This is a genomic window from Agrobacterium sp. El2ro-1b (assembly GCF_048298475.1).
GTDB classification, from domain to species: domain Bacteria; phylum Pseudomonadota; class Alphaproteobacteria; order Rhizobiales; family Rhizobiaceae; genus Agrobacterium; species Agrobacterium fabrum.
The window spans coordinates 1295380-1316071 of record NZ_CP103459.1 but is presented as its reverse complement, the minus strand read 5'-3'; the positions used below and the strand labels follow the sequence as shown (position 1 = coordinate 1316071).

The window sequence follows — 20692 nt, the reverse complement described above, 5'->3', positions numbered from 1 at the left end:
AGCCGGGTTAAGCTTTAACCCATGCGCCCAAATCGTTTTTGCACGACTATTCTTCTTGCTCAGGGTTTCCTGTTTGCCGGCCTCCTGATTCCCGGAATGGCCGCTCCTGGTCATGCGGCGGACGGACAGCAGCCTGCTGCGGCAGGAGCCGCGCCTTCCCCCTCCAAAACCATCGACACTCTTTTCGCATCGCTGAAGAAAGAGCGCAACGCGGTCAAAGCGCGCAGCATCGCCAACCAGATCGCCGCCGAATGGAATGATTCCGGCAGCGCGACCGTCAATCTCCTGATGCAATGGGCAGGTGAAGCGGCGGATGAAAAGCGTAACGCGGCCGCCTATGATTTTCTCGACCAGGTGATTTTGCTCGACCCGAACTATGTTCAGGCCCCCTATCGCCGCGCCATGGTGCATTTCGCCGATGGCGATACCCGCAAGGCGATGGCGGACATCAACCTGACCCTGGAGAAGGAACCGCGCTATTTCCCGGCGCTGGCAAGCCTTGCCAACATCCTCGAAGCCTCAGACCGCGACGATCTGGCACTGAAGGCCTGGGAACAATATCTGGCGGTCTACCCCGCAGACAAGGACGCCCGCAAGGAAGCAATCGACCTCTCGGAAAAGCTGGCGGGTACGCGCGGCTGAATCTGATAAAAGCACAAACAAAAATCGCCGCAAAAGCGGCGATTTTTTATTGAGGCATTTTCAGCCGATCATTCCATACCGAGCGCGGCCATATAGGTCTGAAGAATGGTTTCTTCCTCGATGCGCTCGTTGGCATCCTTCTTGCGCAGGCGGATGATGGTGCGGATCGCCTTGGTGTCGTAACCACGGCCCTTCGCCTCGCCCATGACATCCTTGATATCACCCTGAATGGCAGCCTTTTCTTCTTCGAGACGCTCGACGCGCTCGATGAACTGGCGCAGTTCTGCGGCGGCGACGGTTTCGGTGGTGCTTGTTTCGTCCATCATATCATCCTTTATTGGCGGCCCGCATCTGAGCCCTGTTCATTATATCTGGGCGAAGTCCTCGCCGGTCGCTGCCAGCGGGCAGCAAAATTCCGGCCTGTGAACTGCCCATTGAAAGGCGTCCCGTCAAGTCGTTTCCGTCGATCGGCAGCTATTCCTTGGGCCGGTTCTGCTCAAAGGCGGTTTTCTGGGCATCACTTGCCTCCGCCTGATATTTCTCTTTCCAATCCTCATAGGGCATGCCGTAGACGATTTCCCGGGATTGATCCTTGCTGAGCGGAACCCCGGCTTCCTCGGCTGCCTCCCGATACCAGTTAGAAAGACAATTGCGGCAGAAGCCCGCGAGATTCATCAGGTCGATATTCTGCACATCGTGACGTTCACGAAGATGCTGGACGAGGCGCCGGAAGGCGGCGGCCTCGAACTCTATCTGACTGTTGTCGTTCTCATTCGTCATGGCAAAACTCCAGGCTCAATAGGGGCCGGTGCGAGAGTCGAACAGCTGATATTCGTGCAGAACGGGATCGTCATTCATTGCGGCGAAAATGGGAGCAAGCCGGTCCGACCATTCGGCGATCCCCTTCTCATCCGCGATCAGATCCTGCCGAACTTCCAGAAGCGCATGCGGTATGCCTTTCATCATGCAATGCCGATACATGGTGTCGCCCTTGAGCGCGCCGTCATAGGGTTCGTTGTCGCCAACGAGGATGTCGCCGGTGGCGCGCAGATGGGCCAAAAGCGGATCGACCGCGCGGTGATCGGTGTCCCACAGGACCGCCGCATGCCATGGCCGCGGCGTTTCCTTCCAGAAAGGGGTGTAAGAATGCAGCGACAGGACGAGCGGCGCTTCTTCGGACGCCTTCGCAACGCCGCTCAGCACCCGGTCTACGGCATTGTGATAGGGCCGATGAAAAATCTCGATCCGCCTTTGCCATTCCTCATCCGCAATCGGATGATTACCGGGGATGATCGCCCCGTCCGAAATCTTCATGATGAGGGTCGGATCGTCCTCGCCGCGATTCGGATCGATCAGCAGCCGTGAGAACCGCCCGAGCACGGCCGGCACGCCAAGCCGTGCAGCCAGCGAGCGCGTCAGCCCTTCTATACCGATATCAAATGCGATATGGCGGTGAAAAGCGGTTTGCGGAAGGCCAAGATTGCCGTAGTGTGCCGGCAGGAGGTTCATGGCATGGTCCGCCAGAAGAACCATGCCTTTGTCATAATCGCCTTCTATGATTTCATAGGGTATGAAGTCGTTCATCGATGATTTTCTGGGGCAGGATTAAGGAGAGAAACTTGATGGCATGGCTTGAGGCCGGGCGCAAGTTCAGGCGGAAGAACAGCCATCTACCTCATCGCACTCACGATCCCACGAACAATATAATCGATTAAACTCGCGTTGACTTTCTTTGGCGGCCACGCCAAGAAGTGTGTTCATTATAACCATGGAATCCGGATGGAAGCTGTGACTCAGTCATCTCTCGCTCTTCCTCGCCACTTCAGGCATATCGCCCGTCTTTTCTCCGCAGCGGCATTGTTTCTGACCCCGTTCATTTTCGTGGAGTCCGCGCATGCGGATTTCCGCGTGTGCAACAGCACGCAGAATCTCGTCGGGGTCGCAATCGGCTACCGCGCACAGGATGGCTGGGTCAGCGAAGGCTGGTGGCAGGTTCCCTCCTCGACCTGCGCAACGCTGATCGAGGGTGAGCTGCAGTCACGTTATTATTATCTTTATGCCGAAGATGCCGCCCATGGCGGCCGCTGGACCGGTGACGTCAACATGTGCGTGGCGGAAAACGAGTTCAAGATCAACGGCGTGGACGATTGTTTTGCCCGCAGCTTCCAGAGAATGGGTTTCAAGGAATATGACACGGGCAGACAGGGCAGCTGGATGGTCCAGCTTTCCGATACGCCAGGCACACAGGGAAATCAAAACTGATGAAGCGTAACCGCAAAGTCAAAATTCTTGCAACTCTCGGCCCGGCCTCTTCCGACGAGGCCATGATCGAAAAGCTGCATCTTGCTGGCGCCGATCTTTTCCGGATCAACATGAGCCATGCGAGCCACGACGTGATGCGGACGCTCATTCAGCGTATCCGCTCTGTCGAAAGCCGCAACGGCCGTCCCATCGGCATTCTGGCCGACCTGCAGGGTCCCAAGCTGCGCGTCGGAAAATTCGCCGAAACCAAGGTCGATCTGGTTCCCGGCCAGACCTTCACGCTTGATAACAACGACACCCCCGGCGACAACACCCGCGTTTTCCTGCCGCATCCCGAAATTCTCGAAGCGGTCAAGCCCGGCCACCGCCTGCTGATCGATGACGGCAAGCTGCATCTGCGCGCTGAAAAAAGCGACGGCAAGAGCATCGTCACCACGGTCGTTTCCGGCACCCGCATTTCCGACCGCAAGGGCATCAGCCTGCCTGACACTCTGCTCGGCGTCGGCGTTCTGACCGACAAGGACCGCGTCGACCTCGATGCCGTTCTGGAGACCAACGAAGTGGACTGGGTTGCCCTTTCCTTCGTTCAGCGCCCTGAAGACCTGGCCGAAGTGCGCAAGATTTCCCGCGGCCGCGTTGGGCTGATGTCCAAGATCGAAAAGCCCCAGGCTATCGAACGCATCGAGGAAATCATCGAGCTTTCCGATGCATTGATGGTTGCGCGCGGCGATCTTGGTGTGGAAATGCCGTTGGAAGCCGTCCCAGGCATCCAGAAGCAGCTGACCCGTGCCTGCCGGCGCGCCGGCAAACCCGTCGTCGTTGCCACCCAGATGCTGGAATCGATGATAACAGCACCGGTTCCGACCCGCGCGGAAGTATCGGACGTTGCAACGGCCGTATTCGAAGGCGCCGACGCCATCATGCTCTCGGCTGAGTCCGCTTCCGGCGATTATCCGATCGAAGCCGTATCGACCATGGCGTCTATCGCCAGCACGGTGGAACAGGACCCCTATTATTCCAACATCATCTACGCGCAGCGTCCGCAGCCGGAAGCAACCGGTGCCGACGCCATTTCGCTTGCCGCCCGCCAGATTGCCGAAACGCTGAAGCTTGCGGCGATCGTCACCTATACCTCTTCGGGCACGACCGGCCTGCGCGCTGCGCGCGAACGGCCGCAGGTGCCGATCATTGCGCTGTCACCGATCATCCAGACCGCACGCCGCCTGTCGGTCGTCTGGGGCCTGCACTGCGTCGTCACCGGCGATGCCAGCGATCTGGACGACATGGTGAACCGCGCTTGTCGCATCGTTGTTTCCGAAGGTTTCGGCAAGCCGGGTGATCGCATCATCATTTCCGCTGGCGTGCCGCTCGGCACCCCCGGCGCAACCAACATGGTGCGCATCGCCTATATCGGCTCGGACGGCCAAAGCGGCGTCTGATATACAAATACCAAGCAACAAAAAAACCGCCGTTACCGGCGGGTTTTTTGTTGGCCTTTCGGCCGTCTGATAAAACTGGCTCAGTGCATCTTCACCGGCGTGCTGAAGCGGCTGGATTCGATCGCCACGGCACCCGGTTTGAAGCTCGCCGAGGTGGCCGAAGCCGACATCTCCTTGCTGAGCATACGGTTGGCGACAACGCGTGGCGCCTTTACCGAGCGTCCGGTCGTGCCCTTGTTCTGGTTGAGCGCCCAATCCGAAATAAGATCCTGCGTCAGACGTCCACCACCCACCATGGCCTGCTCGGAAACGACCGCATCCTGCTTGCTCGGGCGCGAACCCTTGGTTGGAAGGCCGGCACTGAGGCCACCATTGATGGCGGGCTTCAGATCGAAAGCATCCCCAAAACCAGGCTGCGGAGCGGCCTTGGCCGTTTCAGCTGGCGCGACGGTAACCTTGTGGTTGACGGCAGCCGGGAATGGAGCCGCAGTCGGCATAGCCGCGGACTGAACCTGCGACCGGGCAGCCTGGCCGCTCTGTTCGAGAGCCGCAACCACGGTCGGCGAAAGCGTATTCTGCTGCGCCTCGGCCAGATCGTCTTCGCCTTCCTGATCAGCGTTTGCTGCCGCCAGCAGGGCTTCCGCCACGGCCGGGCGATTGGCCGGAACCGGGATAGAAGCGAGTTCGCCGGACGCGGCCGGTGTCGCACCATCGGCGGAAGCCGTCAGGATCGATCCTTCCGCATCACCCTTCATGCCACGCGGGCCAAGAAGTGTTGGTACAGGCACGGAAACTTCGGCCAGATCGGCAAATTGCTGGCGCTCGGCCGGAGCTGAGGTCGGTGTCGGCATCGTCGCCGCCTGAAGGGCATCCTGCGCGGCATTGCGGGCCGGAGAATAAAGCGCGGTCGCAAGGCCGGCATTGGCAGGAGGCTGGTTGCCGAATGCGGGACGAGCCGTCGGCAGCGGCGCATCAGTCACGCCGGGAAGGGCCTGCGCCGAAGCAACAGCGATGGTGGGTTCAGGCTCGGGAGCCGCCTGCTGCGGAGCCGGGCGAGCGACAGCTGGACGCTCTGCGGGCTCCGGCGCTGCGATGCTATCGGGATCTTCATCCTCGTCACCGCCACCAAAGAGGGCCTGCAACAGGGTCTTGCGCTTGCCACCACCACCGGAGGAAGCAGGGCCGGAACCGGCGCTGGAAGCAACCTGAATCGACGAAGAGTTAACGCGCTTCTTGTAGTCAGCGAGCGCCTGCTCGTAACCGGGCAGCGGCTTACCGTCGGAGGGCACATGCAGTGTATTGCCCTTCGGGAAGATGCGCACGAGTTCCTGACGGCTCATGCGTGGCCAGGCACGAACGCCGCCGACATCCATGTGCACGAACGGAGAACCGGAGGTAGGATAAAAGCCGACACCACCGATCTGCATCTGCATACCGATTTCACGCAAGGTGGCAAGCTTCACGCCGGGAATGTAAAAATCCATGGCCTTGCCGAGCATGTGCTGGCTTTTTTCCGCTACACCCTTGGTGCGCGTGCGCAGCAGGCCATTGGTCTCAGGCGAACGGAAGGCCGAAACGACATTGATGTAATCGGTAGCGCCGCTACGGCGATAGACTTCCCAGACAAGATCGAAAAGTCGCGGGTCCATCCGCGTCGGCTGGTTGCGGCGCCAGTCACGCAGGAAGCGGTTCAGTTCCTGCAGGCCCTTCTGGTCGTATTTGCCATTGCGCTTGAAGGTGATGACCGCCTTCTCGCGTGTATGGATGTAATACAGTTTGAGGCTGCGCGTTTCGGCGGCGGCTTCCGTCGCCGAAACACCCACGAAAGGCATAGCGGCGAGCATCAGGCAGGCAAAGGTGACAGCGCGTGCCGACAGCTTCGTGCATATATCCTTGATCAAGCCGCGCGCGATCTTTGTCGAAAGCGCGTTATTCCGATGCAGATATGGCAATTCGATCCCCGCCTGGAAGACAATTTCTGTCACATTGCCTCAAATGAACGTCAAATACGGTGACACGATGGCAAAATTACCACACAGATGCAACCTTCCTCTATATAGTGAATCAGCCACTAACAAGAGGTTTATAGACGGTAAGCGGATATCCTTGCTCAGAAGTTAACGAATTTTACGATCTGCCTTGGAATAAACTGTTTGGACCCTCATGCGACGTCTCGAAGCGGATCATCCGGATCGATGCCATAATCCTTGAGCTTGCGATAAAGCGTCGAGCGGCCAATGCCGAGCTTTCTCGCGACCTGGCTCATCTGACCGCGATAAAAACGCAGGGCGAAACGGATGAGCTCCTCCTCGATCTCTGCCAGTTTCCGGATATTGCCCGAATCGTCCGTGCTGGAAATCAGGTTTCCGCCACGATAGATCGTGGTGGAGATATCCGACGGCTCCTCGATGACGGCATGGCTTTCGGCAACCGGCGGTGGCGAATAGGCCGCAAGCTTCAACGACGATCCGGATGGCGAGCGGATGATATCGTCCCCATCATCGCCGTTCGCAAACTCCGGCAGCTGCAGCGCGATCTGCGGAAAATCGGAATCCGACAGTTCCGCACCCTGCGCCAGAACCACGGCGCGGAAAACGGCGTTTTCCAGCTGGCGGATGTTGCCCGGCCAGTCATAGGCCGTCAGCAGCGCCAATGCGCTGGCATCGAGGCCGACGGGATTGGGCAGTTTCTGCTCCGCCGAAAAGCGTTCGGCAAAAACCCGCGCCAGATGGGGAACATCTTCCTTGCGGCGGCGCAGCGCCGGAATGGTGATCGGAAAGACGTTGAGGCGATAATAGAGGTCCTCGCGGAAGCGGCCTTCCTTCACCTCTTCGATAAGGTTCTTGTTGGTGGCCGAAATCAGCCGCACATTGACCTTCTGAACACGCGCAGAGCCGACGGTTTCGATTTCGCCCTGCTGCACGGCACGGAGCAGCTTCACCTGTACGTCGAGCGGCAGATCGCCGATTTCATCGAGGAACAGCGTGCCGCCATCCGCTTCCATGAACTTGCCGACGTGTTTTTCCGTCGCCCCCGTGAAGGCGCCCTTCTCATGACCGAAAAGGATGCTTTCCACGAGATTATGGGGAATGGCACCGCAATTGACTGTTATGAACGGCTTGTTCGCCCGGTCGCCGCCCGACTGGATGGCACGGGCGACCATTTCCTTGCCGACGCCGGATTCGCCTTCCAGCACCACGGGAATGCTGGACTGGGCGGCGCGCTGCGCCAGTTCGATAACCCTCAGCATTGCCGGGCTTGCGGAAACGATATCGGTAAAATTCACTGCATTGCTCCGTCCGCGCCTGCCCGTGCGGGCCTTTGCCTCTCTCCTGTCGAGTTTGAGCGCATTGGAGATGGCGGCGCCGATCCTTTCAGGCGAAACCGGCTTCACGACGAAATCGAAAGCGCCGGCGCGCATGGCCTGCACGACGGTGTCGATGCCGCCTTGACCGGTTTGTACGATGACGGGAACATCCGTGCCGAGTTCGCCGACAGCCTTCAGGAAAGCAAGCCCGTCCATTTCCGGCATCATCAGATCGAGGACAATGACGTTGATCTCGCCACTATATTGCTTGAGCAATTCCAGCCCCGCTTTGCCGTTTTCAGCAAGCAAGGCCAGATGCCCATAACGTTCCACCGCATTTTTGAGCAGGCGGCGCTGGACGGGATCATCGTCTATCACGAGAACATGCGCGGTCATTTTTAGCTCCGGTTTCCGGTTTATGGACCTGCTTCATGCGGTCCCTTATGCCGCACTCTGGCACGGGAAATTTGAATATCCAGTTTTGAGAATTGCTTGCATTTTATCCATTGCCGCGGGAAACAGGGTCCCCATATGCTTTGAAAGCATAACCAGAAGGATACGTCCGATGACCCTCGACCGCCCCGCTCCGCAACCCGTATTCTCGCTTGCCGAAACATCCGGCCCGGCGCTCGGCGATCTGCCCGGCTGGAAGCTCTCGGATCTCTATCCGTCGGGGGATTCGCCGGAATATAAGGGCGATCTCGAAAAGGCGGCTTCGATGGCAGCGGCTTTCGAGGCAAAATGGAAGGGCAAGCTCGAGTCCGCCGCAAAGGCCAAAGGCGAAGACGGTATCGGCGCGGCGCTCAAGGACTATGAAGCGCTGGATGATCTGATCGGCCGCATCGGCTCCTTTGCCGGCCTTACCTATTTTTCCGATACGTCGAACCCGGCAAATGGCAAGCTATACGGTGATGCCCAGGCAAAACTGACTGAGATTTCCGCACACCTGCTGTTCTTCACGCTGGAGCTCAACCGCATCGACGATGCCGTGATGGATGCCTGTATGGCGAACGATGCCGCAGCAGGCCACTACCGTCCCTGGCTGGTAGACCTGCGCAAGGATAAACCGCACCAGCTGGACGATCAGCTGGAGCAGTTGTTCCTTGAAAAATCGATGACCAGTGCGGCAGCATTCAACCGCCTGTTCGATGAAACGATGGCCGATCTGCGTTTCGACATTGATGGCGCAAGCCTCCCGCTGGAAGTGACGCTCAACATGCTGCAGGAGCCGGAGCCGGAAACCCGCAGAAAAGCGGCAGAGGCCTTGAGCGCGACCTTCAAGGACAATCTGCGGGTCTTCACCCTCATCACCAATACGCTTGCCAAGGACAAGGATATTTCCGACCGCTGGCGCAAGTTCGAGGATATTGCCGATAGCCGCCATCTCGCCAATCGTGTCGAGCGCGACGTGGTCGATGCCTTGGCCGCGGCCGTCAAAAAAGCTTATCCGCGCCTTTCGCATCGTTATTATGCCATGAAGGCGAAGTGGCTCGGCATGGAGCAGATGAATTATTGGGACCGCAACGCGCCGCTTCCCGATACGTCCAATACGATCATCCCCTGGGATGAGGCAAAGGATACCGTACTTTCCGCCTATGGCAATTTCGCCCCTGAAATGGCCGATATCGCCCGCAGATTCTTCGATGAAGAGTGGATCGACGCGCCCGCCCGCCCCGGCAAGGCGCCCGGCGCATTCGCCCATCCGACCGTTCCTTCAGCCCATCCTTACGTGCTCGTCAACTATCTCGGCAAACCGCGCGACGTGATGACGCTCGCCCATGAGCTTGGCCATGGCGTGCACCAGGTGCTGGCCGGCCAGCAGGGCGCGCTGATGTGCGCAACGCCGCTGACACTTGCCGAGACCGCGTCCGTCTTTGGCGAAATGCTGACCTTCCGCAAGCTGCTCGACGACACGAAAGATATCCGGGAGCGCAAAGCCATGCTCGCCCGCAAGGTCGAGGACATGATCAATACGGTCGTGCGCCAGATCGCCTTTTACGAATTCGAGCGCAAACTACACACCGCCCGCAAGGAGGGCGAGCTGACCTCGGAACAGATCGGCGAGTTGTGGCTCTCCGTCCAGGCCGAAAGCCTCGGCCCGGCCATTCAGATTTCCGAAGGTTACGAGACATGGTGGACCTACATCCCCCATTTCATCCACTCGCCCTTTTATGTTTACGCCTATGCCTTCGGCGATTGCCTGGTGAACTCCCTCTATGCGGTTTACCAGAAGGCCGAGGCGGGCTTTCAGGAGAAATATTTCGAACTTCTCAAAGCCGGCGGCACCAAACACCATTCCGAGCTTCTGAAACCCTTCGGCCTCGATGCGACCGATCCTTCCTTCTGGGACAAGGGGCTTTCGATGATCGAGGGGCTGATCGACGAGCTGGAAGAACTGGACAGGAAGCAGGCTTAATCTCTTCCACCGGCAGAGCTATCCTATTTGGGAGGCTTTGCCGGTCGATACGGCCGGCGGAGAGACCGGTGAACCTTCCAGGCGATGAGCACAGGCCATGAAACGCAAACCCGCCGATTTGACCTTGAGGGAAACCCTGCGATGGGAGCCGCAAACCGGCTTTCAGCGCATCGACCAGCATATGCGCCGGCTATTGCGCTCCGCCGATGCGCTGGGTTTTCGCGCGCCCGTCAATGCGGTTCAGGTGCTGGAAAGACAGGTGGGCGGCGACGCGCCGCTCTGCGTCAGACTGGTCATGAACTACAAGGGCGAACTGGATATCCATACGACGGAATTCCATCCGCTGCAGGAAAGTGCCGTTTGGCGCGTCCGAATTGCCAGACAGACCACACTCGATTCCGCCGATACCTTCTATCGCCACAAGTCGTCTCGCCGGGAGCCCTATGATGCCGCCCGCGCCGAATTTTCAGCCGAGGAGGTAGACGAGGTATTGCTGCTCAACGAACGCGGCGAATTGTGCGAGGGATCGTCGACCAGTATTTTCGTCGAAATGCCTGAAGGGCCGATGCTGACGCCGCCACTCGACAGCGGCATTCTGCCGGGTGTGCTGCGCGCTGATCTTATCCGCGAACGCCGGGCACGCGGACAGACGCTGAAGCCGGAGGATATTGCCGGCCGAAAGCTCTTCGTCGGCAATTCGCTGCAGGGATTGATTGCAGCGGAACTGATTTAAACCGTGACCGCCAGAAGCCGGTCGCGGCCTTTTTCCTTAGCAGCATAAAGAGCCTGATCGGCGCGCATGAAAACATCGTCGGCGCTTTCCATCACCCGAAAAACGGTCATGCCGGCTGAACAGCTATAGGAGAAATCCGGAAATTCCGAGAGCGGTCTGGAAAAGCGCACCTTCTGCAGCAGCCGTTCGACCATCTCCCGGCCTTCGGCAATCGAACTGCGCGGCAGGATAAGCATGAATTCCTCCCCGCCGATCCTGCCGAAACAATCCACCCGCCGGATGACGGAATGGGCGATACCGACAAAATCGCGCAGCACCGCATCACCGCACTTGTGGCCGAAACGATCGTTGATCTGCTTGAAAAAATCGATGTCGAGCGTGCAAAGGCAAAAGGGCGCTTCAAGCCCCTTGGAAACCTGTTCCACCTGCAAGGCGAGCTTGGCGAAAACGAAACGACGGTTCGCCGTGCCCGTCAGTTCATCCGTCTGCGAGGCACGCACCGCCAGATCGCGGTCCTGCCGTAGCGTCCTGTAACCCTGACGCAATTCGGTAACGTCGCTTGCGACGCAGAGCATCCAGCCATCCTGCTGCACCGTTTCCGTCATCCAGAACCAGCGACCGTCGTAAAGGTCCATCTCGAAGGCACGATAGGGCAGCTTGCCGCGCCGGGACTGTGCCGAGAGCAGCCATCCCTCGAAATCATCGTTGCGGATGACGACACCGGAGCGCAGCCGGTGGTTAAGCCGCATGATTTCCGCCCAGGTCGGAAAATCATCATCGGCAAGCTGAAAGCTCTCCCGAAACGACGGATTGGCATGGCGCAGCCGGTCGCTGGAATCGTAAAGGGCGATAAGAACGGGGGTGGCACTTTGAAGCGCTGCGACACGCTCTACAAGATCATTCAACAGGCAGCTCCCCTGCGATGGCTAAAAATTTCCCTGTCGTCATGCTGCCCAAGCCTCCAAGCCTTTGGATGCCTGTACGAAAAGAAGGGCTTAATTATAACCGTACTCTCTAAAATGCGAAGGGGCAGAATATGGTGGAAAGAATCTGTAGACCCATCTCGGCGTCATCACCGTCATATGTCCGTCATCCACCTGCCCTTTATTGTGGCACGCTTTTATGATCTAGCTTACTTATTGGCTGAAAAAGGAAAATTGACGAATGACGGACGCAAACTACCCGATTTACGGCGATATTGACGGCCCCATCATGATGATCGGCTTCGGCTCCATCGGGCGCGGCACTCTTCCGTTGATCGAGCGTCATTTCAATTTCGACAGAACCCGGCTCGTCGTCATCGATCCGCGCGAGGACATCGCTGCGTTTCTGGCGGAGAGAAATATCCGTCACGTCCAGACACATCTGACCAAGGAGAACTATAAGGAAGTTCTCAAGCCGCTTCTCAAAGGCGTGCAGGGTAAGGGCTTCTGCGTCAATCTTTCGGTCGATGCCGCCTCGGTCGATCTGATGCGGATCTGCCGCAAGCATGGCATGCTCTACATCGACACCGTCGTGGAGCCTTGGCCCGGCTTCTATTTCGACGCCGATGCCGACAATCGTGCCAGAACCAATTATTCGCTGCGCGAGACCATGCTGAAGGAAAGGGCGCGCAAGCCCGGCGGCACGACCGCGGTTTCCACCTGTGGCGCCAATCCCGGCATGGTGTCCTGGTTCGTGAAGCAGGCACTCGTCAATCTCGCAAAGGATACCGGCCTCGACATCGAGGAACCGCAGTCGCACGACCGGGAAGGCTGGGCAAAGCTGATGCAGCAGCTTGGCGTCAAGGGCGTACATGTGGCCGAGCGCGATACCCAGCGGGCGAAGGAGCCGAAACCCTTCGGCGCTTTCTGGAACACCTGGTCCGTGGAAGGTTTTATCGCCGAAGGTTTTCAGCCGGCCGAACTCGGCTGGGGAACGCATGAAAACTGGATGCCGAAAAACGCGAAAAAGCAGAAGAAGGGAAACAAGGCGGCGATCTATCTCGACCAGCCCGGCGCCAACACGCGGGTGCGCACATGGTGCCCGGGGCTTGGAGCACAATATGGATTTCTCGTCACCCACAATGAGGCGATCTCGATTTCGGACTACTTCACAGTCCGCAACGATGATGGCGACGTGACCTATCGGCCCACCTGCCACTATGCCTACCACCCCTGCAACGACGCCATTCTGTCCCTGCACGAACTTTTCGGCAATGGCGGCAATCCGCAACCGATCCAGCATGTGCTTGCCGAAGACGAACTCGTTGACGGCGCGGACGAGTTGGGCGTTCTGCTCTATGGCCATGACAGGAATGCCTATTGGTACGGTTCGCGGTTGAGCCTCACGGAGGCGCGTTCGCTTGCCCCCAGTCAGAATGCCACCGGATTGCAGGTTAGTTCGGCGGTTCTGGCCGGCATGGCCTGGGCGATCGAAAACCCTGAGGCCGGCATCGTCGAGGCGGATGAGATGGATTATCGCCGTTGCCTCGAAGTGCAGCGCCCCTATCTTGGCCCGGTAGAGGGGCATTACACCGACTGGACACCGCTTGACGGCCGGCCGGGACTGTTCCCCGACAATATCGACATGTCCGATCCCTGGCAGTTCCGCAATATCTTGGTGCGCTGAGGGATCGGCGTTCCATATTTGTCACGCCGAGGCTTTCCTTAAGCGACGACAGGAACCGGGGAGAGCGAACAACGTTGCCTTGAAATAAAGAACGCTTCACGGCATGGTCGAAGCATAGAAGGTTTCATCGAATCGCAGGAGAACAGGCTCATGAACTTCAAGACAAGCGCTGCATTGCTTAGTGCCGCCATCGCGGTGTCTTCATGCGTCGCACCGGGACCCTCGCAGCAGACCTCAATGGCGCCTTCGCTTTCCCGCGGACCGGCTGTCGACGGCCGCTGGATCGACCGCAACGGCATCATATCGACCTTCCAGAACGGCGCCTTCTCCACCCGTTCGACCGACACCAACACGCTTCTGGCATCCGGCACCTATGTCACGATTTCGCCGACGCTTTACGAAATCAACATGACCTCGCTGGTGCGCAACACGCAGTCGCGCGTCAACTGCGCGCTCGTCTCCCCGTCACAATTGAACTGCACGACGGACACAAACAGTCAGTTCTCGCTGACACGCCAAGGCTGATAACCTCGCCTTTTCAATGAGATGACCTTCTGAAACGCACGCCTTCGGCGTGCGTTTTTCTTTATTGCACCACTGTCATATTTCGCTTGCGGCAACTGCCGCTAAATGGAAACATCCCGTTTTGAAAGACTGACATGATTTTGGATTAGAGAATGAGCACGGCCGGCGGATGATCAACCGGCACGGGCTTCCGCTTTGAACAGGAGAGAGGGACCATGAAGAAAATATTGGGACTGGGCATGCTGAGCGTTTCGGCGATCACGCTTTCGGCCGGAGCGGCTCTTGCCGATTACGAGCTCAACATTCTTCACATCAACGATTTTCACTCCCGTATTGAATCGATCAACAAATTCGATTCGACCTGCTCGGCGGAAGAGGAAGGTAAAAACGAGTGCTTCGGCGGTGCCGCGCGCCTGCTGACCGCAATCAACCAGACGCGTGACGCGCTGAAGGCAGGCGGGAAAAATGTTCTCCTGCTCAATGCCGGCGACAATTTCCAGGGCTCGCTGTTCTACACCACCTACAAGGGTACGGTGGAAGCGGAAGTGCTGAACGCCATGAAGTTCGACGCCATGACCGTCGGCAACCACGAGTTCGACGATAGCGAAGACGGCCTTGCCGGCTTCCTTGACAAGGTACAGTTCCCCGTCGTGACCGCCAATGTGGTGGCGACCGCCGCCTCGAAAATCGGCGACCGCGTCAAGCCCTCCATCGTGCTTGAAGTCGGCGGCCAGAAAATCGGCATCGTCGGCGCCGTCGCCAACGACACGGCGGAACTGGCAACACCCGGTCCCAATATCACCATCGCAGAAGATGTCGCCAAGATCAGCGAACAGGTGCAGAAGCTGAAGCAGGACGGCGTCAACAAGATCATCGCGCTCACCCATGTCGGTTATCCGCGTGACCTCGAATTCATTGCCAAAATCCCTGATGTCGACGTCGTGGTCGGCGGCCACAGCCATACGCTGCTGTCCAACACCGACCAGAAGGCCGAAGGCCCCTACCCGACCCTCGTCGACAATCCCGGCGGTTACAAGGTTCCGGTGGTTCAGGCCGGTCAGTACAGCAAATATCTCGGTGACCTCAAAGTGGTCTTCGACGACAGTGGCGTGGTCAAGGAAAGCAAGGGCGACCCAATCCTGATCGACTCCAGCTTCAAACCCGACGAAGCCACCCTGAAGCGCATCGATGAGCTGAAGGCGCCGATCGAGGCGTTGAAATCCAAGGTCGTCGGTACCTCGGAAGGCCCGATCGAAGGCGACCGCAAGGTTTGCCGCGTGAAAGAATGCTCCATGGGCAATCTGGTTGCGGATGCGACGCTGGCGCGCGTCAAGGATCAGGGCGTCACCATCGCTTTTGCAAATAGCGGCGGCCTGCGCTCCTCCATCGATGGCGGCGATGTCTCGATGGGTGAAGTGCTCACGGTTCTGCCGTTCCAGAACACCATTGCGACCTTCCAGCTCAAGGGCGAGGATATTCGCGCCGCCCTCGAAAACGGCGTCAGCCAGATCGATGATGTCGCGGGCCGCTTCATGCAGGTTTCCGGCATGAAATATTCCTTCGACCGTTCCAAGCCGGCCGGCAGCCGCATCGTTTCGGTCGACGTCAAGGAAGGCGACGGCTTCGTGCCCCTCGATCCCGCCAAGACCTATACCGTCGCAGCCAATAATTACGTGCGCACCGGTGGTGATGGCTTCAAGGTCTTTGCGACCAACGCCATCAACGCCTATGACTTCGGCCCCAATCTCGAAGACGCAGTTGCGGCCTATATCACCGCCAACAGCCCCTATAAGCCCTATACCGACGGCCGCATCAGCGAAGTGACGCCTGCCGGTTACGTAGCCCCGGCAAAACCTGCGGCACCCGCGCCCGCTGCAACCGCACCTGCCCCAGCGGCTGCTCCGGCTCCTGCAGCGCCCGCCGCTACCGCACCGGCTGCAACGGCGCCGGCATCCCCGGCACCTGCTGCGGCCTCTGCCGCCGTTAGCAAATATGTCGTCGAAAAAGGCGATTCGCTCTGGAAGATCGCTGCCGAGAAATATGGCGACGGCGCTCTCTGGCATAAAATTGCCAAGGCAAACACACTGAAGCAGCCGAACCACATCGAGATCGGCGAAGAGCTGGAACTGCCGGCTCAATAAGCCGGACGGGAACGGACAGGGCAATTTGCCGCACACATAACGCCGGCCCCGGACAATGGGGCCGGTTTCTTGTTTTTCCTATGAAAACAAGTACCTACAGATCAAATTCTGCCAAAAGACAGCTTACGGCTGCGCCGGCCCCGGAAATAGCCTCCGCTGGTGGTTTAATCCTGAAGAATTTCGTCTAGAACACGTGAACAAAATGGCGGCCCGGGCGTATAGCTCGGCCGTTTCCGGCCAAACCACGTCACGGTTTGTGTTTGGGCGCTAAACAGAAGATGGAGTGTTCAGGCCTTTCAGAGGCGGAACCGCTCCTCACATAACCAGTCCGAGTTTCAGGGTGTCATTCATGGCGACAGAACTATCCGCACTCCCCGCAAACCATCCCCGTGTAAGTTTTGGCAAGGTCGGCGTCCTGCTCGTCAATCTCGGCACGCCTGACGGCACGGATTATTGGCCGATGCGCCGTTATCTGGCGGAGTTTCTGAGCGACAAGCGCGTGATCGAATGGTCTCGTCTCTACTGGTATCCGATCCTTTACGGCATCGTCCTCAACAAGCGCCCGCAGAAGGTCGGCAAGGCCTATGAGGAAATCTGGAACCACGAGCGCAATGAAAGCTATCTGCGCACCTACACCCGCAGCCAGGGCGAGCTGATGGCTGCGGCGCTGAAGGACTTGCCCAATGTCGTGGTCGACTGGGCGATGCGTTACGGACAGCCCTCCATCGCTTCCAAGATCGATGCGCTGAAGGAACAAGGTTGCGAAAAAATCGTGCTCTTCCCGCTTTATCCGCAATATGCCGCCTCGACCACGGCAACCGTGAACGACAAGGCTTTCGAGCATCTGATGAAGCTGCGCTGGCAACCGGCCATCCGCACCGTTCCGCCCTATCATGACGATCCGGCCTATATCGAGGGGCTCGCCGCCTCCGTGAAAAACCATCTGGCGACGCTGGACTGGGAGCCGGAGATGCTGATCACCTCCTTCCACGGCATTCCGCAATCCTATTTCAAAAAGGGTGATCCCTATCATTGCCATTGCCAGAAAACCGCCCGCCTGCTGCGGGAGGCTCTGGGGCGGACCGAGAAGAATTTCATGATCACCTTCCAGTCCCGCTTCGGGCCGGAAGAATGGCTACAGCCCTATACCGACAAGACCATGGAAAAACTGGCCTCTGAGGGCATCAAGCGCATCGCCGTCATGAATCCCGGCTTCGTATCGGATTGTCTTGAGACGCTGGAAGAAATTGCCGGTGAAGCCGGGGAGATTTTCCTGCATAATGGCGGAGAGAAATTCACCCATATCCCCTGTCTGAACGACAGCATCGAAGGCATGAACGTTCTCGAAAAGGTTGTAAGACGGGAGTTGCAAGGCTGGGTGTAATCTTGCCATAAGGTTGTTGGGATAAAACCCGGACGTTCTGATCCTAGGAGGAAAGTGATGATTGCATTGGGCGGTTTCGACATCGTCGTCATAGCGGCGGTTGTTCTGGTTATTCTGGTGCTGTTTGCCGGCATCAAGACCGTGCCGCAGGGGCATCGTTACACGGTTGAACGGTTCGGGCGCTACACCCGCACGCTCGAACCCGGCCTGAACCTCATCATACCGTTCTTCGAAAGCATCGGCTCGAAGATGAACGTGATGGAGCAGGTGCTGCATATTCCGACGCAGGAAGTCATCACCCGCGACAATGCCAGCGTCTCGGCCGATGCCGTCACTTTCTATCAGGTATTGAACGCCGCACAGGCCGCTTACCAGATATCCAATCTGCAAATGGCGATCGAGAACCTCACCATGACCAACATCCGTTCGGTGATGGGTTCGATGGACCTCGACGAGTTGCTGTCGAACCGCGATGCCATCAATGATCGCCTCCTGCGCGTGGTCGATGAGGCCGTGGGACCATGGGGCATCAAGGTCACCCGCATCGAGATCAAAGATATCGCGCCGCCGAAAGACCTCGTCGATTCCATGGCGCGGCAGATGAAGGCGGAGCGCGAAAAACGCGCACAGGTGCTGGAGGCAGAGGGCGCCCGTAACGCCCAGATTCTGCGCGCGGAAGGTGCAAAACAATCCGCCATTCTGGAAGCGGAAGGCCAGCGCGAAGCGGCGTTCCGCGATGCTGAAGCGCGCGAGCGTCTGGCCGAGGCCGAAGCCAACGCCACCCGCATGGTCTCGGAAGCCATTGCCGCCGGTAACATCCACGCGATCAACTATTTCGTCGCCCAGAAATATACCGAAGCGCTTGCCGAAATCGGCACGGCCAAGAATTCCAAGATCGTGCTGATGCCGATGGAAGCCTCGGCGCTGATCGGCTCTCTCGGCGGCATCGGCACGATCGCGAGAGAAGTGTTCGGCGACAAGGGCGATGCTCCGAGCGCGCCTGCCCCCTCCACCTCATCACGCTCCGTGCCGCCGACCCGGTCTTCCGGCCAGAGCATCAACGTTACCATCCCGGGTAATCCCTTCGGCTCTTCATCGGAGAAGTAACGATGTTGCAACGGCTTGCCACTGAGCTGGGACCCTGGAGCTGGTGGATCGTCGGATTCGTGCTGCTCGCCGCCGAACTCATCGCGCCCGGCGTTTTCCTGATATGGATCGGGCTTGCCGCACTTGTCATCGGTGCGTTTTCGCTGTTTTTCTGGGAAGCGGCATTCTGGGCTTGGCAATTGCAGCTGGTGCTGTTTGCCGCACTTTCCGTGGTGTTCGCCCTGCTCGGCCGGAGATATTTCGGCCGAAACCGCGCGGTAAGCGACGAGCCCTTCCTGAACCAGCGCGAAGCAAGCCTTGTCGGCCGCACCGCAACTCTGCAGGAACCGATCGTCGAGGGTCGAGGCCGGATAAGGCTTGATGATACCTGGTGGCCGGTGAATGGCGAAGACCTGCCGGCCGGAACCCGCGTCAGGATTGCCTCGGCACGCGGGCGCACGCTGACAATCGAACCGATAGACAGATAAGCGCGGAGGCTGGTCGGCGGCATTGGTGGCGCATTTCCAGACGGAAAACCGGTGTCCAGTTTCCGAAAAAAGGGCTTAAGCGACGCCGATCCGCAGGAGATCGTGGAAATGTACCAGCCCGATCGGCCGGTTGTCGTCATCAACGACGATCAGCGCGCCGATGTGGAATTTTTCCAGCGTCGCCAGCGCACTGGTCGCCAGCACCGACTTTTTGACGGTTTTCGGGCTGCGGGTCATGATGTCGTCGACCACCAGCTCGGCGAGGTTGCGCGACAGGTTGCGCGCCATGTCGCCCTCGGTGACGATGCCGCACAGACGGCCATCCTCATCCAGAATGCCAACGCAGCCGAAGTGCTTGCGCGAGAGAACGCCCACCGCCTCGGGCATGGCCGTTCCCTTTTTGACCAATGGCACACGATCGCCGGTATGCATGATATCGCTGACCAGCGTCAGGCTCGCACCCAGCTTGCCGCCGGGATGGAACACCTTGAAGTCACCCGCGGTGAAATTGCGCGCCTCCAGAAGAGCAACGGCAAGGGCATCGCCCAGCGCCAGTTGCATCAATGTGGAGGTGGTGGGTGCGAGGCCCAGCGGGCAGGCTTCCTGCTCATTGGGCACCAGAAGCACGATATCGGAGGCCTGTGCCAGCGATGAATTTTTTGAACAGGTGAGCGCGATCAGCGGGATGGAGAAACGGCGGGAATAATTGATGATGCTGCGCAATTCAGCACTTTCACCACCTTTGGAAATAGCCAGCACCACATCATCGCCGCCGATCATGCCCAGATCGCCATGATTTGCCTCCGCCGCATGCACAAAAAAAGCAGGCGTTCCGGTAGAGGCGAAGGTGGCGGCAAGCTTTGCGCCTATATGGCCGCTTTTCCCAACCCCGGTAATGATGAGACGGCCATTCGACTGGCCGATGGTCTCGATCGCCTTGCAGAAGGGCGCGGAAAGGCCGTTTCTCAGGGCATCCTCAAGGGCGGCAAGGCCAGCCCGCTCCATCGAAATCGTCCGCACGGCGGATTCGATGGCATTGTCTTCGACCAGTTTGACGGCGCGCGTAATCATGGCCGACTGTTACTCTTTCAGCCGGGATAAGTCCACTCTCCCGCCATCCACTCCTCTTTATTAGTGACGCAGATCGGGCGGGGAAATTTCTTCCATCGTTCCAAGCCGCTTGAAGGGGATGTTTTCCTCATCGACCAGATATCGCCCGAGCGTCCTTACCCATAAGATGGAACCATCGCTACGGCGCACGGCATATTCCTGGTCGTAAAAGCTCGCGGCCTTGAGGGTGAGCAGCGCCGTCTCGATCACACGGTTTCGATGATCGATATCCACTTTTTCAAGCATCTGAAAAATACTGATGCCCTGCATCCCCTGTTTCAGCGAAACCCCGAAGAATTCCGCGCATATTTCATCGAGATAGAAGCGGTCATTGGTAATATCCCAACAATAAAAACCGACTTTCCGGATGTTCAAAACGCGAGTCATGAAACGATGCTGTCACATAAAATAAAATTCAATACGATTTGTTGAACGATTTACGAGCGCTCTGTGGAAGCATAGGACAATTCCGTGCCAAATTGAAACGTTTTAATCTTCGCATATTAGAAATATTTTGCTGTTACGGCGGGTCCGCACGGCGATCCGCAT

Annotated in this window: 18 protein-coding genes and 1 pseudogene; 11 read left to right on the top strand and 8 right to left on the bottom strand. The window is 58.4% G+C overall.

Annotated features, from left to right (window positions below; translation table 11 throughout):
• Window positions 1-21 precede the first annotated feature (21 nt).
• Complete coding sequence (locus NYR50_RS20225; protein ID WP_418137987.1) at window positions 22-642, top strand: hypothetical protein; 621 nt, start codon at window positions 22-24, stop codon at window positions 640-642.
• Window positions 643-710: 68 nt separating this feature from the next.
• On the opposite strand, the gene NYR50_RS20220 is transcribed toward NYR50_RS20225, so the two are convergent.
• The 3 genes from NYR50_RS20220 to NYR50_RS20210 form a co-directional block, all read right to left on the bottom strand.
• On the bottom strand, window positions 711-968 hold the full coding sequence (locus tag NYR50_RS20220; protein WP_006314683.1) for a DUF2312 domain-containing protein: 258 nt from the start codon (window positions 966-968) through the stop codon (window positions 711-713).
• 148 nt (window positions 969-1116) lie between these two features.
• A complete protein-coding gene (locus NYR50_RS20215) occupies window positions 1117-1422 on the bottom strand; it encodes a DUF1244 domain-containing protein (protein ID WP_006314681.1) in 306 nt (101 codons plus the stop codon).
• Window positions 1423-1437: 15 nt separating this feature from the next.
• Window positions 1438-2226 (bottom strand): N-formylglutamate amidohydrolase, encoded by a 789-nt coding sequence (locus NYR50_RS20210; RefSeq protein WP_418137986.1) that lies wholly within the window; start codon window positions 2224-2226, stop codon window positions 1438-1440.
• Window positions 2227-2472: 246 nt separating this feature from the next.
• Here NYR50_RS20210 and NYR50_RS20205 point away from each other — a divergent pair, with 246 nt between their 5' ends.
• Window positions 2473-2904: a DUF1036 domain-containing protein gene (locus NYR50_RS20205; protein WP_405049065.1), complete on the top strand. Its 432-nt coding sequence runs from the start codon at window positions 2473-2475 to the stop codon at window positions 2902-2904.
• Window positions 2904-4343 carry a pyruvate kinase gene (gene pyk / locus NYR50_RS20200; protein ID WP_174010263.1) on the top strand — a complete coding sequence of 480 codons (1440 nt, stop codon included), beginning with the start codon at window positions 2904-2906 and terminating at the stop codon, window positions 4341-4343. The genes NYR50_RS20205 and pyk overlap by 1 nt, the downstream gene beginning before the upstream one ends.
• An 80-nt stretch (window positions 4344-4423) precedes the next feature.
• On the opposite strand, the gene NYR50_RS20195 is transcribed toward pyk, so the two are convergent.
• Window positions 4424-6328 (bottom strand): DUF882 domain-containing protein, encoded by a 1905-nt coding sequence (locus NYR50_RS20195; RefSeq protein ID WP_174010265.1) that lies wholly within the window; start codon window positions 6326-6328, stop codon window positions 4424-4426.
• 176 nt (window positions 6329-6504) lie between these two features.
• A complete protein-coding gene (locus tag NYR50_RS20190) occupies window positions 6505-8046 on the bottom strand; it encodes a sigma-54-dependent transcriptional regulator (RefSeq protein WP_174010266.1) in 1542 nt (513 codons plus the stop codon).
• 169 nt (window positions 8047-8215) lie between these two features.
• Here NYR50_RS20190 and NYR50_RS20185 point away from each other — a divergent pair, with 169 nt between their 5' ends.
• Window positions 8216-10066: a M3 family oligoendopeptidase gene (locus NYR50_RS20185; protein WP_418137985.1), complete on the top strand. Its 1851-nt coding sequence runs from the start codon at window positions 8216-8218 to the stop codon at window positions 10064-10066.
• A gap of 97 nt (window positions 10067-10163) precedes the next feature.
• Window positions 10164-10799 (top strand): aminotransferase class IV family protein, encoded by a 636-nt coding sequence (locus NYR50_RS20180; RefSeq protein WP_174010268.1) that lies wholly within the window; start codon window positions 10164-10166, stop codon window positions 10797-10799.
• Here NYR50_RS20180 and NYR50_RS20175 read toward each other — a convergent pair.
• Window positions 10796-11704 (bottom strand): GGDEF domain-containing protein, encoded by a 909-nt coding sequence (locus NYR50_RS20175; protein WP_174010270.1) that lies wholly within the window; start codon window positions 11702-11704, stop codon window positions 10796-10798. The genes NYR50_RS20180 and NYR50_RS20175 overlap by 4 nt on opposite strands.
• Window positions 11705-11963: 259 nt before the next feature.
• Here NYR50_RS20175 and NYR50_RS20170 point away from each other — a divergent pair, with 259 nt between their 5' ends.
• From NYR50_RS20170 to NYR50_RS20145, 6 genes and pseudogenes are all read left to right on the top strand, one after another.
• Window positions 11964-13409 carry a homospermidine synthase gene (locus tag NYR50_RS20170; RefSeq protein ID WP_174010272.1) on the top strand — a complete coding sequence of 482 codons (1446 nt, stop codon included), beginning with the start codon at window positions 11964-11966 and terminating at the stop codon, window positions 13407-13409.
• A 150-nt stretch (window positions 13410-13559) separates the two neighbouring features.
• A complete protein-coding gene (gene omp10, locus NYR50_RS20165) occupies window positions 13560-13934 on the top strand; it encodes an outer membrane lipoprotein Omp10 (protein WP_174010275.1) in 375 nt (124 codons plus the stop codon).
• Between the two features lie 215 nt (window positions 13935-14149).
• Window positions 14150-16075 (top strand): 5'-nucleotidase C-terminal domain-containing protein, encoded by a 1926-nt coding sequence (locus tag NYR50_RS20160; protein WP_174010277.1) that lies wholly within the window; start codon window positions 14150-14152, stop codon window positions 16073-16075.
• Between the two features lie 349 nt (window positions 16076-16424).
• Entirely contained in the window at window positions 16425-17459 is a 1035-nt protein-coding gene (hemH, locus tag NYR50_RS20155) for a ferrochelatase (RefSeq protein ID WP_174010279.1), read from the top strand.
• A 57-nt stretch (window positions 17460-17516) separates the two neighbouring features.
• A pseudogene (locus NYR50_RS20150) lies at window positions 17517-18137 on the top strand (SPFH domain-containing protein); the annotation flags it as partial.
• 431 nt (window positions 18138-18568) lie between these two features.
• The gene (locus NYR50_RS20145; RefSeq protein ID WP_174010282.1) at window positions 18569-19033 is read left to right on the top strand and encodes an NfeD family protein; all 465 of its coding nucleotides are present in this window, start codon (window positions 18569-18571) and stop codon (window positions 19031-19033) included.
• Window positions 19034-19108: 75 nt separating this feature from the next.
• Here the strand turns inward: NYR50_RS20145 and NYR50_RS20140 are convergent, their stop codons facing one another.
• Complete coding sequence (locus tag NYR50_RS20140) at window positions 19109-20104, bottom strand: KpsF/GutQ family sugar-phosphate isomerase (protein ID WP_418137984.1); 996 nt, start codon at window positions 20102-20104, stop codon at window positions 19109-19111.
• A gap of 60 nt (window positions 20105-20164) precedes the next feature.
• A complete protein-coding gene (locus NYR50_RS20135; RefSeq protein WP_418137983.1) occupies window positions 20165-20530 on the bottom strand; it encodes a PAS domain-containing protein in 366 nt (121 codons plus the stop codon).
• Between the last annotated feature and the right edge of the window lie 162 nt (window positions 20531-20692).